Consider the following 12,778-nt stretch of genomic DNA (forward strand, 5'->3'; position numbering starts at 1 on the left):
CGGGGTCTGGAACCGCACGGGGCTGAAACTCCTCCGCCGGTCCCAGTCCGCGATACCGGCACGGACCCTGCGGAGTGTCCGTCGCGTTCTCGATTATCTGTTCCATGAATGAATTTATTGACTTCGACTGCAAGGTTACGGCATGGACGACGAGGCGCCTGGCGTCGAGGCGTGGAAAAAGCAGACGAGTGCCTTCGACAGAGTTCGGTCGGTCGCCGGAACGGTCTCGGGGCCGCAACCGGTGTCGTATATTGCAACCGAGGCCCACGTCGCCGAGAACACCGCGCGCAGCCACCTCGAGCGTCTCGTCGAGATGAACGTCCTCATGAAACGTGATATTGGCGGGGCAGCGATGTACGAACCCGACCCCCTTCACACGCGGGTTCAGACCCTCCGTGACCTTCTTGACGAGTACGATCACGACGGCCTCCTCCAGTTGAAGGCCGAGTTGCAGGAGCAGGTGGAGACGTGGGCCCGCGAATACGGTGTCGAATCCCCGGAAGCCCTCCGCCGCCGGGCTGCCGAGAGCGCCGACGCTGCAGAGACACGGGAGATCCGAGAAACTGCGAACGACTGGGCGCTCCTGCTGTACCGACTCGATATCGTCGAGCAGGCGATAGAGAACTACACGGCGTACAGTCGAGACTCGCCCGCACCAGCAGGATGAGCGGTGATGACTCGTCGTACGACGCAGCAGAAGCGTCGCATCGGGCCCTGCGAGGCATCCAGCGAGAACTGGAACGTCACCCCACCATCTCGACGGTTCGGGGGTTCCCATCGGGTGAGTACACACAGGTAGGTGCCGAGGTCGCAATCGACCGTCTCGATACCGATGTAACCGAGGGGACGCTCACGGTACGCTGGTTCGCCGGGGGGACCTCGGACGACAGGCCGACGTTCTCCTTCCACTACAGTGGCGAAAACGGTGACTTCGGGTGGCACCACGAGCCGAATCCACATGTCGACGCGTGGGGTCACTTCCAGGAGCGGGTCAATCCCGCAGCCTCGTACGACTACGAACCGTACACGTTCTCGTCGGTCAACCCGACGCGAGTCGTCTGGGAGGTGATGTCGGTACTCGTTTCCAGGCTCCAGTCCGAGTAGGTCGTCGCAGAAACCATTTATCCGCAGTCCACACACGACCGGTATGCACGTCCTCGTCACCGGCGGCTGTGGCTACATCGGCAGCGTCCTGCTCCCGATACTCCGTGAGGACGACCGCGTCGACCACGTCACCGTCCTCGATTCGCTGGACTCGGGCTCCCCGCGGGCGCTCCGCGGGCAACTCGGCGGCGACGACCTCTCGTTCAAGCGCGGCGACGTTCGCGAGTACGGCGACGTGGAGGGCGCGACCCGTGGCGTCGATACGGTCATCCATCTCGCGGCCATCACGGGCGCCGCGTCGACCCACGACCGCCGCGAGGAGACGTTCGCCGTCAACTACGACGGCACCGAGAACGTGCTCCGCGCGGCCGGGAAGTTGGGCGTCGACAACGTCGTCTTCGCCTCCTCCTGTAACGTCTACGGCCGGGCCCCCAGCCGGGCGATGGACGAGACGACCGACCCCGACCCTATCAACCCGTACGCGGAGGCCAAACTCCAGAGCGAGGCCCTCCTGCAGGAGTACTGTGAGGACCACGACATGGACGGCACCGCCCTGCGGATGGCGACCGTCTACGGCGACGCGCCCGGGGTGCGGTTCAACCTCGTGGTCAACTACTTCGTCTTCCGGGCGCTGACCGACCGGCCGCTGACAGTGTACGGCGACGGCTCGAACTGGCGGCCGTTCGTCCACGTCCGGGATTCGGCGCGGGCGTACGCCAGCGCGGCGCTCGAACCAGAGCGCTGGCCACAGCGCGTCTACAACGTCGGCTCGGACGGGGGGAACTACCGCATCAGCGAGATCGCCGAACTCGTCCGCGAGGCGGTCGGTCCGGTCGATGTGACCTATCTGGAGGACGAGCATCCCGGCCCGTCGTACAACGTGAGCTTCGATCGGCTTGGGGAGACGGGCTTCGAGACCGAATGGTCGCTTCGGGAGGGCGTCAGGGACATCGCGGCCGCGTTCCGGGGGGAGGGGTGACGAAGGTTTATACACGAAAACGGTCGAATACCAGTATGGTCGACATCGTCCGGACGGAGGGGGTACTCGGAGGGAAGCCCTGTCTCGACGGCCGGCGGATCAGTGTGCTCCGTGTCGCCGAGCTGGTGCTTAACACCGGCCGGTCGCCGGAGGACGCTGCCGACCAACTCGGTATCTCGCTTGCTGAGGTGCACGCCGCGCTCGCGTACTATTACGAACATCCCGAGGAGATGCACGAACTCCGCCGGGAGCGGCGTGACCTCGAAGCGGAGTTGCGGGAAACCGCTCTTTCACCGCCGGACCCGGTCGGCCAGTGAGCCTTTCGATTCTCGCAGACGAAGTCGTCGAGCGGGTCGTCGTGACCGCCCTGCGTTCGAACGGTTACGACGTTGCGGTCGCCGACGAGCGGTACGGTGAAGGGACGGTCGACGAGGATCTCCTCCGAGATGCCGCCGAACGGGACGAGGTCGTACTCACCCATGACCGGGATTTCGTTGCTCTCGCCGAGTCATACGACCACGCAGGCATCCTGCTGCTCGCCGCACAGTCACCGGATCCGGGGAGCGTCGTCCGTGCCGTCGACCGACTACTGACCGTGTTTACGCGGTCCGAACTGGAGAACGAACTCGTCTGGGTCGAGGAGTGGATGTAGCACACCGGAACCGTCGACCAGTGTCGGGGGTCCGTGAGTCGCACCGCAATATTATGCTAAATCTCTCTAATGCTGGGGACATGCTCAAAGTCGATTCGAAAGGTCGAATCGTTCTTCCACAGGAGATTCGTGAACGCCTCGGAATCACTCCCGGAACGGAGGTTGAAACCCGGGAGGAGGACGGGAAGGCGGTCGTGGAGCCGGAGGACGACCCGGAGAAGGTCATCCGGCGAATGGAGGAACTCGTCGCCGAGATTCCCGAGGAGCGACAGCGGACCTCCTACTACCAACTGAATCCGCAAGTGAAGGACCACATGAATAAAATCCGCAGGCAGGCTGAACAGGCTGGGGCCGGGGATGATGAAGAATAAGAGACCATATCTGGCCGATGTCGGCATGCCGTCACCGACTCGTTCGGACGCCGGTCGATAGATAACGCTCTGTCGTGGGTGCAGCGGGCAATCATTAAAAAGAGACGCCATCGTACCCTACTAATCCGTCGCCGCCGCCTACCGACCACACGAACTATTGACCACGGCAGCGAGTAACCGGCTATGAGCGAAGCGCCACACGTCGCCGTCACCGGCGCGGCGGGCTACATCGGGAGCCGCGTCGTCGCGGATATTCGGGAAATCCACCCGGACTGGGACGTAACCGCCATCGACAACTTCTATCTCGGCGATATCCGGGAGATCGGGGACGTTCCCGTCGAACACGTCGACATCCGGAACCGGGAGCGGCTGGAGGGGACACTCTCGGGAGCCGATGTGGTGCTCCATCTGGCGGCCATCTCCGGCGTCGACGACTGCGAGGACCGCGCTGACCTCGCGTACGAGGTGAACGTCCGGGGCACGAACAACGTCGCCTGGTTCTGTCGGAAGACCGGTGCCGCGCTGGCGTTCCCGTTCTCGATGGCCGTCATCGGCGACCCCGACGAGTTCCCCATCACTGCCGAGATGCGGCGGGACCCGCTGAACTGGTACGGCCGGACGAAGGTGCTCGGCGAGCGGGCCGTCGGGACGATGGCCGAGGACGCGTTCCCGGCCCACCAGTTCATGATCTCGAACCTCTACGGCGGGCACGAGGTGGGCGGCCGGCAGGTCTCGAAGGGGACCGTCATCAACTTCTTCGTGAGCCGGGCGCTCGCCGGCGAACCGTTGACGGTGTACGAGCCCGGCGACCAGGCGCGGAACTTCGTCCACGTCCGGGACGTGGCCCGGGCGTTTCTCCGGAGTGCCGAGGCGCTACTGGACGAGCGCGAGGCGGGCGAGACCGGCAGCACCGCGTACGAGGTCGCCACGGACGAGGACCCCGGCGTGATGACCATCGCCGAACTCGTCCAGCGGGTCTGCGTCGAGGAGAGCGGCCTGGAGGTCGACATCGAACTGCTGGAGAACCCACGGGACGAGACGCTCGTCAGCGAGTTCGGCGTCGATACGTCACGGACGCAGGCGGAGCTGGGCTGGGAGCCCGAGGAGAGCGTGGAGGCGACGGTTCGGGCGTTGATTCGTAAGGGGCTGGACGGCTGAACGCCCACCTTCCTCGTTTGGACGTTTCGATCGATGGTCGTTCAGGCGAAGGAGTCGTCCGGAGTGGTTAGACGAGTGACCCCTTCGACAGCATCGAACCCATCATCGAATGAGTAGAGATACTCGATGTCGAGGCGCTCCATCGCTGCGACAATCACCGCGTCGGTGAGCGAGAACTGGTCGTACTTCCGGAACAGGGAACGGCCACCGCTGAAATCACGCTTCGGCGTGAAGTGGGGATCGAATCCTCGACTCTCGACGATGGCATCGAGCGTTTCGACAGCGGTCTCATGGCCACTCCGTGCCTGGAGATAGTTCACCACCTCCTCAAGAGCATCGCTCAGGACGCAGGCAACAGGGAGTGATCCGTCGTCGAACGCGTCAGTAATCGCTTTCCCCCGGTCGTGGTCCTCATCACGAGTGAGACGCGCTGCGATTAGGACGTTCGCGTCGACCAGTACCCGAGCCATTAGTGGTCCCCAGGAATCAGGTCGTGATCGGCCGCGACGTGAGTTTCCTCACCGGTGTCGACCGGTTCCAGCTCCGAGAACGCACCGTATCGCTGTTCGACGGCCTCGACCGAGAGCGAACCCGCCTCATCGACTGACCACCGAAGCTTGTCGCCCGGCTCGATTCCCGCGATTCGACGAATCGCCGCGGGCACCGTGACGGAGTAGCTATCATTCACCGTCGTCTCCTCCTCCATCCGGTCAGACATACATCACTTTGGACAGTCCCTCAGAAGTAATTTACCTCCCGATTTACAGGTGCCTGGCCTACGAACTCCGCACAGCTTGCAGGTCACGCGCGTACTGCTGCACGTACTCGTGGTACTCGTCGTCCACGTCGTCGGGCTGGACAAACCGGACGGCGTCGTGCTGGTCGTCGAGCGTCACATCATCACCTGAGAGGCCGTCAACTGCGGCACGCGCTCGAAAGACGATGTTGACGGTATGCCGGCTCGGCCCTGGCGCACTCGTCTCCCAGCGATGCTCGTAGACGCCGAGCCGGTCGCCGATGGTGAGGTCGAGTCCGAGTTCCTCGCGGCCGACGCGCCGGGCGGCATCCTCCAGCCACTCACCCTTGTAGAGACGGCTCCCCGGCCAGAACCACGCGCCGCGGACGGGCTCGTTCGTCCGCCGAGCGAGGAGGACGGCCCCGTCGGCGCGTTCGACGACGGTCTCCGCGCAAACTTGTGGCATCCGAGCAATGAACTCGCGGAACGTCCCTTCGGGAACACGCTCGTCGTGAACCTCCATAGCCGATGGTACGGTGACGGGGCGAAAGGCGGTTCGGTCGGCCCCAGTTGTCGTGAGATGGCGAGTGGTGCCCTAGACCGGCGCCTCGGCGAGTGCCCCGGCGGGTCGGGGCTCTCTAATCGCGGGGACGCCGCTCGTGTAACAAGATATTTGTAGCCAGCAAGTTACTCGCTAAGTGAGTAACCAATGACGATCGTCGTGACCGGCGCGGACGGCTTCATCGGGTGGCCCACCGCGCTCCGCATCGCGAACCGCACCGAGGAACGTGTCGTGGGCGTCGATAACCTCGCCCGGCGGCAGTGGGTCGAGGAGGTCGGCTCGAAGAGCGCCGTCCCCATCGCGAGTATCAACCAGCGCCTTGCCGCGGCCGAGGAGCAGGGCTACGGCAACCTGTCGTTCGTCGAGGGCGACCTGACCGAGCGCTCGTTCGTCGACGAACTGCTACAGGTCCACGAACCGCGGGTCGTGGTCCATGCGGCCGCGCAGCCGAGTGCGCCGTACTCACAGATCAACGGCGAGCGGGCGAACTACACGCAGCACAACAACATGCAGGCCACCCGGAACCTCGCGTTCGGACTGGCCGAGAACGGGCTGAGCGATACCCATCTCATCGAAACAACGACAACTGGGGTGTACGGGAGCCCTGATTTCCCCATCCCCGAGGGCGGCGCCGTCATGGAGAACCAGGGCGAGCGCGACGAGGTGCCGTTCCCGGCGATGGCGGGGTCCTTCTATCACTTGACGAAGAGTCACGATGCCGCTAATCTCAGGCTCGCACACCAGCAGTTCGGGATCCCGATTTCGGACGTGCGGACGGCCATCACGTACACAACCGAGACGGAGGAGACCGCGGCCGACGAGCGGCTCCGGACGCGGTTCGACTTCGACTACTACTTCGGGGTCGTCTCGCATCGCTTCTGCGCGCAGGCCGTCGCGGAGTATCCGCTCACGGTGTACGGGAAGGGCCAGCAGCGCAAGCCGTTCATCTCGCTGGAGGACGCCGTCGAGGGGCTGGCACGACTGGCGTTGAACGATGTCGATGACCGGCCTGCGGAGCACGTGGTCTACAATCAGGTCACGCGGGCAATCAGTATCGTCGAGGTCGCCGAGACGATCGCCGAGGTGGCCCAGGAGCACGGGCTCGACACGGAGGTCACGCACGTCGAGAACCCACGTGACGAGGACGAGGAGCACGCGATGGAGATCGAGAACGACCGCTACATGGAGTTGATCGGCTCGCAGCGGGTGGATTTCGAGGGCGGTGTTCGGGACGCGATCTCCTCGCTCGTGGCGTACCAAGACGTGGTGACGGCCCACGAAGACCGGTTCCTCCCCGACGCGCTGCAGGAGGACGTGGAGTAGGGGAAAAGAGAGTCTATACCCAGTCGGTGGCGTACAGTACCTGTCCCGTCAGGTCCGGAACGAGCCGTTCGATCCGGGAGACCGCTGCCGCCACCTCTCCCGCGCTGGTCCCTGTCTGTGGAACGATTACGATGCCCGGATGACCCTCGAAGCGAGTGAAATCCTTCGCGTCGTTGGTCAGCACTATAGCGTCCAGCTCACGAGCGTGGTCGACGATGTCAGAATCGGACGCGGTCGGCTCCAGCGTGTCAACGACACGTGTCATCTTGTGGCCGTCGGCGCGGAGCGCGCTCAGATAAGCCGACTTGACATGGACGTCGGCCAGAAGTCGCATCGCGGTCAGGCCTCTTCGGAGGTGGGCTCATCCTCGAGCCGATCGCGCAGGGACCGGGATTCGCGACGGATCTCGCGCTGTCGGTCCTCCTGCTCGGCTTCCAGTGCCTGCATCGCTTCGACGTTGTCGTAATAATAGGCGAGCGCAGTGAACACAGCCGCTGCATCGAGTTCGTACTCCGCGGCCACTGCAAACGGATCCTCATCGCCGTCCACGACGCGACGCTTGATATCGAGGACGGTGATTCGCGTCCCCTCGATCCGGGGCTTGCCGAACCGGATCGCCTCGTCGGTCACGATATTGGCCATGGTGGTCAGTAGTGCCCTGGTCGTATTTAAATACTGGCGCGGGGGCGTCGTTCGTTCTCGACTCCGAAAGGACACATCCCGCCCTGGGAGCCGCTCGCGCCGGGAAACGGGAGTCTCATAGTGTTTAGTTCGAATCTTTACCGGTGAGATACGGCCAGATGTTTGGTTCGGTGATCGCGCTCAATCCTCGTGGAATGTATCTTTTCAGCGTCGAGAGATCTGGCATAAGCCGGTACTTGAACCACTCTTGCAATTGGTCCCAGCACCCTTCGACAGCGTTCAATTCGGGAAGTTTCGACGGGAAGTACCACACTTCGAGATCATTCCCTCGCACGCACGAGACCGAACTGTCTCCGACAGTTTCGGTCTCGCGCTCACCACTCACGTGCTCCCACAGATCCCTCGCGTAGAAGTAGCCCGCTCGATCCAGAAACACCACTAACTCCTCACCGAACTTGTCTTTCAGCGCTTCTAACAGCCGAATCCCGTGGTTCCGTGTGAGATTCTCTTCTGTCCAGCAGAAGAAGCTGTCACCGTCGTCGGTGACAGCGCCCAGCACCGTCACTGAGTCCCACGCTGTTGCAACCTCTATTCTCGGGTTTGAGCCAATTGGGTAGAAGCCACGTCGCTGAACAGTTCCGACGTGCTTGGTGAACTGATCGACAACAACGACAGTTTTCTCGGTTAGTTCGGGCCGTTTTTTTCGACTGTCTCCTGAAACTCAGCTTTCTCTTCAGGGTCGGCTTCATGATGTTGAGGCCGGGCTGTCCGCAAGGACAGCCCGGCCTCTTTCCAACAAGTCATACGCGTAGGTTTCGTGGTATTCGACGCCGTATTCCGCTTTGGCGTGATGAAGCAACAGTTTCGCTGACCACGCTTGCTGGTCGTATCCGAGTTCGGTCGGCGGCTGTTGCAACTGCTCGAACAGTCGCTCACGATCTTCGCCCTCGATTTTTGCTGGACCTCCTGGTCGAGGAGCGTCGTAAGGTGCCTGCTCGATCGGTTCTTCCTCGAACCGATCGAGCCAGTTGCGAATCGTTTTCTCGACAACACCGTGGCGGTCAGCCAGTGTCTCCAGTTGATCGCCCTGCTTGCGCCCGATCGCCGCGAGAACACGTTCTCGCGGCTTCCCTTCGTCGATCTGGTCCTTGAGATCGTAGAGCTCTTCGAGCGTGATATGGTCAAGCCGACCCATTACAAACGCCAGCGTCTCTATCGGTAAAACAGTTCCCTAGACACTATCAGGCAGTGCTGCTGATGTACTCGTCTCCATGGTGTTATACCCCTCCCGAAATAGGAGCAATCATGGGCGGAATCGAACTTCGCGATGGGACGCTCCTCGTCGATCGGGAGCCGAACGACCTGGACGAACTCGCGATTCTGTTCTCCACGCTTCTCGATCAAATCGGCATCGGTCACGTCTTCATCAGCGGGTACGTCGCGATTCTGACTGGGAGAGCCAGAGCCACAGAGGACATCGAGTCCTGCTCGCGCGCACTACATCCGACAAAATCAACCAGCTCGTGACGAAACTCAAGGATAATGGATTGTGGGGGCCAGCCATGCCCCTCGACTCCATGGAGGAGGTGCTCGAAGACAATATTTGGGTCGCCCGCGACGGTGAGATGGTTCCGCATCTCGAAGCCAAATTCGTCAGCGACGAGTACGACCGGGCCTCTCTCGAGAATCGAATCACCGCGAAACTCACTAGCGTCAACGAGGAACTCCCCATCGGTCCCCTCGAGCTTCAGATTGCCTACAAACTGTATCTGGGTACTCCGAAGGATTTCGAGGACGCCCTCCACCTCCATTCGCTGTTCGAGGAAAGTGTTAGCACCCCTGCGCTCGAACATTGGGTTACGAACCCCGGCGTCGAGGGAGACTATGAGCGACTCAAACAGGCGTGAGGATATCGAGGCGAAGCACGAACGGAATCGTCAGCAGCGCCTCAGCAGTATCAACCGCTGGGTCGAATTCATCAAAACGCACGATGCAGACGAGTGGGGTGACCAACAGAACCGCCTCATCAACTCACAACTCGAGTCTGCTCGTCAGTCCGACATCGATGTCGAACATCGCAGACGCGTAGAGCGGGCCGGTCGCGAATACTCGGATTCTTCTGGTCAGTGACCCGCGGGTGGTCTCAGCGGGTGTTACACAGCACGCGCCGGCCGATAATGCCGATGGCTGGTTCGAGTACAACGACTGTGGATATCCAATCGACGGTGACTACAACATGGTCACGGGCATTGGCTTCAAATTGCTAACTGTACCATCGGGCAAACGTCCCGATGGGTTGGGCGACGGTCATCTCGCTTTTAATTCCGGGACGCTGAACGGGACTGGCGAGTGCACCGCCTCCTCCACGTCGGAGGCAGACCAGAAGTCCACGGACAAGCTCACGACTTCAGTTGTGGACCGATGAGCAGAGCAACTGTGACTGAAGAGGTCAGTGGAAGGGACGGGCACTGACAGTTCGAGTGTTGCACTGTTCTGGATACTTTTACTACCCATGGATAGCCTTTCTCTCCACTATATAACTAAACTGTGGAGGTAGCAACGAGGCAGGTGACCTCGAAACGGTTTGACGTCAACCCGAGGCCATCGAATGGTGGTAGGGCATTTTATCGAGTCGGTGCGTCGTGAGGCCCGGCGGTTGTATGTCGAGAGCCTGTAATACTAGTTGCAATACGGTTCTGCCCGCGGAGCGCCCGCGCCGCTTCAAGACTGACATGCCTCCTGGCAAGATATCATAGGAGGGTTTGGACACTCGGATGTTACTCCCCCAGAATTGTTCGCTACAAACGACCTACTGTGCGTTGAGGTATTCGTAGAAGGTTCGTGGTTCGACGATTTCGATGCCACGGAATGACTGGAGGTCGAGCAGATGTCCATCCCCAGAGACAACGTAGTCAACGTCACCAGCGACAGCGGCTTCAAGAAATTTATCATCGTCAGGATCGGCTTCAACTGCGGTGATGTCTTCCTGCGGATCGACGAACTCCGCAAAGTACCGAATCGTTTCGATCTCCTGCTGAATCTCGTGGTCGCTCAGTTGGAACCGCTCGGGATACTTGTGCAATGTTTTGCGGAACTCCGTGAGCGTCTCTACAGAGACGACGATCTGATACTCCCGATTGAATCCCTTGAGGAGAAGTTCATGTGGCACACCGGTTGCTATGACCCCCGAAATGAGCACATTCGTATCCAGAACCGCCCTCATTCCTCACTGCCTCGTGCCTCGTGGACGAGCTGGGTAACCTCATCGAGCGACAGTTCGACTGTGTCCGTCCGGTCTTCGACACGCTGTTGGAACTCTGCAATCGAAGGGAGTTCGACCTTCTTCAATACAAGCCCGTACTCCGTCGGGACGACCATGAGCTTCGTCCCCTGTTCAAGACCGAATTGATCCCTGAGCCGGCTGGGAATCGTGATCTGTCCCTTCGAGGTAACCGTAGTTACTTCTGGTTCGTCGGAGGCCATAGCATACGTAAGAATTCCTTACATAATAATGGTTGGCTCGCGACTGCTGCTAAATGTCTCCCAACTACCCCCGTCGCTGTTCCATGATCTCCTTATCGGTGCGCTCGTGGTAGTGTATCTCGACTACAGGCCATCGGCGAAGACGAGCGAGAGCGGAATCCCCCCCACCTGAGTTTTTATATTACCTGGGAGTCTGGTTTCTCCCAATCAGAACTGCTGGGTCGACTACGCTTGATACGTCCCTCGACCTCGACGCTCTCCAGGAAGTGCTTCGGGAGCACCCCGTCCGGCTCGCAATTCTCTTCGGCTCTCACGCAACGGGGACGACACACTCGAAGAGCGATATCAATATCGCGGTCGAATTCGACACCCACCGGCCAACCGAGCCGGGTCACAATAATGTATTTCTCGGGCTCAGTGCTGATCTCAGTGACGTGCTTGGGACGGATGACGGGGATCTCGTGGATCTCCACGGGGCCTCGTCGTCACTTGCGACGGCGATCTTCGAGAACGGGGTGCTCCTCGTCGGCGAGCAGGAGCATGCTACCGAGCTTCGCCGGCAGCTATCCGCGGCCGAGTCCGAGCAGCCGTCACCCCGTGAACAGTTTGATGCGGCGCTCGACAGAATCGACGCGCATCTCGACAACAGCGATACTGGGGTGCCAGCAACGGGCGACACAGAGGACGACGGATGACGGATGATCGCGATGGGGTCCCAGCGGATCGCCTCGACAGAGTACTGACCGCTATCGAAACCATCGAAGAGAGTCTCGGTGTGCTCGCCCGCAAGCAGCACGTCAGCCGCGAGGACTACAAGTCCGACTCGGACACTCGCGACATCGTCGAGCGGAGGTTCGTGAAGATGACCGAGGCTGCAATCGATATTGCTGAAGAATTGGTCAAACACGAGCGTAGCGAGCCGCCAGCGAGCAATCCCGAATCGATGCGGGCACTCGGTGAGATGGGTGTTGTCTCGGGCCCACTGGTCGAGGAGATGGCACAGGGAGCGCGATTCCGGAACGTCTTGTCCCATACCTACGGCAACATCATCGATCACGATTTGATCGTGGGAGGAGGTCGGTGTGCGTTCACCCGTCCGCTCTCGTGACGCGCGTTATTCATAAAGAACGCTCTCGTGATTCCATGCGACGGCGAACCAGTCGTGGCTGTGGTCGACCGGGGTGTCACCAACTGAACATGATATTCGCAGTGGGGTTTCATTTGGTGTCGGCTTCACCCTCAGGGGCAAGCCTCGAACTACTCGTCTTGTCTATCTGTAGACCGTGTTGGGACTCACGCCGACGCGGCCGAATCTGACTCTTCGCCGTGGGGCAGGCCGAACTCGACTTCGATCCGGACCGTGTCGTAGGGGACGTACGGTTGCTTCGCGCGGCCGTCCGACTCGAAGTGGATGATTTCGTACTCGGCCAGCAGGTGCAGGTCGTCGTGCACATCGTGTATGTCACGATTGAGGCGGGCCGCCAGCGCGCGGATACTCTCGGGTGAGTGCTGCATCACCGCTTCGAGCAGTTCCATCCGCCGGTCGGTCAGCAGCTTGCGGAGCCGCGCTCGGTCCTCAACGTTGACCACGTGGGGAACCCCCTCGCCATCCTCCCACCGTTCGGCGCGTTCGACGGTCGCCGCCTATGCCTGCGCCGCTGGGAGCGACGTGATGCGGAGGGTCGACGGGTATTCAGTCTCGCCCGGATCGGGCGTGAATTCATCGTGCGTGGGTTCGGTATCAGTCGGTTCGTTGCTCATGGATTTC

At 61.2% G+C, this 12,778-nt stretch carries 21 protein-coding genes and 2 pseudogenes; 13 read left to right on the top strand and 10 right to left on the bottom strand.

Translation table 11 applies throughout. From position 1 onward, the window contains the following. The first annotated feature begins 142 nt into the window (after positions 1 to 142). The 7 genes from DP107_RS03460 (at position 143) to DP107_RS03490 (ending at position 4,264) form a co-directional block, all read left to right on the top strand. Positions 143 to 667, top strand: a complete 525-nt coding sequence (locus DP107_RS03460; protein WP_144260724.1) for a DUF7342 family protein — start codon at positions 143 to 145, stop codon at positions 665 to 667. Next, positions 664 to 1,104: a hypothetical protein gene (locus DP107_RS03465; RefSeq protein WP_185977152.1), complete on the top strand. Its 441-nt coding sequence runs from the start codon at positions 664 to 666 to the stop codon at positions 1,102 to 1,104. The genes DP107_RS03460 and DP107_RS03465 overlap by 4 nt, the downstream gene beginning before the upstream one ends. A gap of 43 nt (positions 1,105 to 1,147) precedes the next feature. Next, positions 1,148 to 2,083: an NAD-dependent epimerase/dehydratase family protein gene (locus DP107_RS03470; protein WP_144260725.1), complete on the top strand. Its 936-nt coding sequence runs from the start codon at positions 1,148 to 1,150 to the stop codon at positions 2,081 to 2,083. 35 nt (positions 2,084 to 2,118) lie between these two features. Further along, entirely contained in the window at positions 2,119 to 2,400 is a 282-nt protein-coding gene (locus DP107_RS03475) for a DUF433 domain-containing protein (protein ID WP_144260726.1), read from the top strand. After that, positions 2,397 to 2,735, top strand: coding sequence for a DUF5615 family PIN-like protein (locus DP107_RS03480; protein WP_144260727.1), 339 nt, complete (start codon positions 2,397 to 2,399; stop codon positions 2,733 to 2,735). The genes DP107_RS03475 and DP107_RS03480 overlap by 4 nt, the downstream gene beginning before the upstream one ends. A gap of 80 nt (positions 2,736 to 2,815) precedes the next feature. Next, positions 2,816 to 3,106 (top strand): AbrB/MazE/SpoVT family DNA-binding domain-containing protein, encoded by a 291-nt coding sequence (locus tag DP107_RS03485; RefSeq protein WP_144260728.1) that lies wholly within the window; start codon positions 2,816 to 2,818, stop codon positions 3,104 to 3,106. A gap of 183 nt (positions 3,107 to 3,289) precedes the next feature. After that, the gene (locus DP107_RS03490; RefSeq protein WP_144260729.1) at positions 3,290 to 4,264 is read left to right on the top strand and encodes an NAD-dependent epimerase/dehydratase family protein; all 975 of its coding nucleotides are present in this window, start codon (positions 3,290 to 3,292) and stop codon (positions 4,262 to 4,264) included. Positions 4,265 to 4,305: 41 nt separating this feature from the next. Here the strand turns inward: DP107_RS03490 and DP107_RS03495 are convergent, their stop codons facing one another. From DP107_RS03495 to DP107_RS03505, 3 genes are read right to left on the bottom strand one after another with little or no spacing between them, the layout of a single operon-like run. Next, positions 4,306 to 4,734, bottom strand: a complete 429-nt coding sequence (locus DP107_RS03495; protein ID WP_144260730.1) for a type II toxin-antitoxin system VapC family toxin — start codon at positions 4,732 to 4,734, stop codon at positions 4,306 to 4,308. After that, positions 4,734 to 4,982: an AbrB/MazE/SpoVT family DNA-binding domain-containing protein gene (locus tag DP107_RS03500; protein ID WP_144260731.1), complete on the bottom strand. Its 249-nt coding sequence runs from the start codon at positions 4,980 to 4,982 to the stop codon at positions 4,734 to 4,736. Before DP107_RS03500 ends, DP107_RS03495 begins: the two co-directional genes overlap by 1 nt. Before the next feature lie 58 nt (positions 4,983 to 5,040). Continuing rightward, the gene (locus DP107_RS03505) at positions 5,041 to 5,523 is read right to left on the bottom strand and encodes an NUDIX domain-containing protein (protein WP_144260732.1); all 483 of its coding nucleotides are present in this window, start codon (positions 5,521 to 5,523) and stop codon (positions 5,041 to 5,043) included. A gap of 186 nt (positions 5,524 to 5,709) precedes the next feature. Between DP107_RS03505 and DP107_RS03510 the strand changes: the two genes are divergently transcribed. Beyond that, positions 5,710 to 6,885: an NAD-dependent epimerase/dehydratase family protein gene (locus tag DP107_RS03510; protein ID WP_144260733.1), complete on the top strand. Its 1,176-nt coding sequence runs from the start codon at positions 5,710 to 5,712 to the stop codon at positions 6,883 to 6,885. 13 nt (positions 6,886 to 6,898) lie between these two features. Here DP107_RS03510 and DP107_RS03515 read toward each other — a convergent pair whose 3' ends face one another. The 4 genes and pseudogenes from DP107_RS03515 to DP107_RS03530 form a co-directional block, all read right to left on the bottom strand. Continuing rightward, positions 6,899 to 7,219, bottom strand: a complete 321-nt coding sequence (locus tag DP107_RS03515; RefSeq protein WP_144260734.1) for a DUF5615 family PIN-like protein — start codon at positions 7,217 to 7,219, stop codon at positions 6,899 to 6,901. A 5-nt stretch (positions 7,220 to 7,224) separates the two neighbouring features. Further along, positions 7,225 to 7,527 (bottom strand): DUF433 domain-containing protein, encoded by a 303-nt coding sequence (locus tag DP107_RS03520; RefSeq protein WP_144260735.1) that lies wholly within the window; start codon positions 7,525 to 7,527, stop codon positions 7,225 to 7,227. Positions 7,528 to 7,651: 124 nt separating this feature from the next. Beyond that, positions 7,652 to 8,140 (bottom strand): annotated as a pseudogene (locus tag DP107_RS03525) (IS630 family transposase); the annotation flags it as partial. Between the two features lie 132 nt (positions 8,141 to 8,272). Next, positions 8,273 to 8,722 carry a helix-turn-helix domain-containing protein gene (locus DP107_RS03530; RefSeq protein ID WP_144260736.1) on the bottom strand — a complete coding sequence of 150 codons (450 nt, stop codon included), beginning with the start codon at positions 8,720 to 8,722 and terminating at the stop codon, positions 8,273 to 8,275. A 110-nt stretch (positions 8,723 to 8,832) separates the two neighbouring features. Between DP107_RS03530 and DP107_RS20460 the strand changes: the two genes are divergently transcribed. The 3 genes from DP107_RS20460 to DP107_RS03540 are packed head-to-tail and all read left to right on the top strand — an operon-like array spanning position 8,833 to position 9,657. After that, entirely contained in the window at positions 8,833 to 9,054 is a 222-nt protein-coding gene (locus DP107_RS20460; RefSeq protein ID WP_202877317.1) for a hypothetical protein, read from the top strand. 35 nt (positions 9,055 to 9,089) lie between these two features. Next, positions 9,090 to 9,434: a hypothetical protein gene (locus DP107_RS20465; RefSeq protein ID WP_202877318.1), complete on the top strand. Its 345-nt coding sequence runs from the start codon at positions 9,090 to 9,092 to the stop codon at positions 9,432 to 9,434. Next, positions 9,412 to 9,657 carry a hypothetical protein gene (locus tag DP107_RS03540; protein ID WP_144260737.1) on the top strand — a complete coding sequence of 82 codons (246 nt, stop codon included), beginning with the start codon at positions 9,412 to 9,414 and terminating at the stop codon, positions 9,655 to 9,657. The genes DP107_RS20465 and DP107_RS03540 overlap by 23 nt, the downstream gene beginning before the upstream one ends. A gap of 679 nt (positions 9,658 to 10,336) precedes the next feature. Here the strand turns inward: DP107_RS03540 and DP107_RS03550 are convergent. Together DP107_RS03550 and DP107_RS03555 are read right to left on the bottom strand one after the other, a co-directional pair. Further along, entirely contained in the window at positions 10,337 to 10,750 is a 414-nt protein-coding gene (locus DP107_RS03550) for a putative toxin-antitoxin system toxin component, PIN family (RefSeq protein ID WP_144260738.1), read from the bottom strand. Then, a complete protein-coding gene (locus DP107_RS03555) occupies positions 10,747 to 11,010 on the bottom strand; it encodes an AbrB/MazE/SpoVT family DNA-binding domain-containing protein (RefSeq protein WP_144260739.1) in 264 nt (87 codons plus the stop codon). Before DP107_RS03555 ends, DP107_RS03550 begins: the two co-directional genes overlap by 4 nt. A gap of 266 nt (positions 11,011 to 11,276) precedes the next feature. Here DP107_RS03555 and mntA point away from each other — a divergent pair, with 266 nt between their 5' ends. Beyond that, positions 11,277 to 11,705 (top strand): type VII toxin-antitoxin system MntA family adenylyltransferase antitoxin, encoded by a 429-nt coding sequence (mntA, locus tag DP107_RS03560; protein ID WP_202877319.1) that lies wholly within the window; start codon positions 11,277 to 11,279, stop codon positions 11,703 to 11,705. Next, positions 11,702 to 12,118, top strand: coding sequence for a type VII toxin-antitoxin system HepT family RNase toxin (hepT, locus tag DP107_RS03565; protein WP_144260741.1), 417 nt, complete (start codon positions 11,702 to 11,704; stop codon positions 12,116 to 12,118). Before mntA ends, hepT begins: the two co-directional genes overlap by 4 nt. Positions 12,119 to 12,303: 185 nt before the next feature. Here hepT and DP107_RS21355 read toward each other — a convergent pair. Then, positions 12,304 to 12,771, bottom strand: a pseudogene (locus DP107_RS21355) (HVO_A0114 family putative DNA-binding protein). Positions 12,772 to 12,778: the final 7 nt, after the last annotated feature.

Source organism: Haloglomus irregulare (genome assembly GCF_007421925.1).
In the GTDB taxonomy this organism is placed as follows: domain Archaea; phylum Halobacteriota; class Halobacteria; order Halobacteriales; family Haloarculaceae; genus Haloglomus; species Haloglomus irregulare.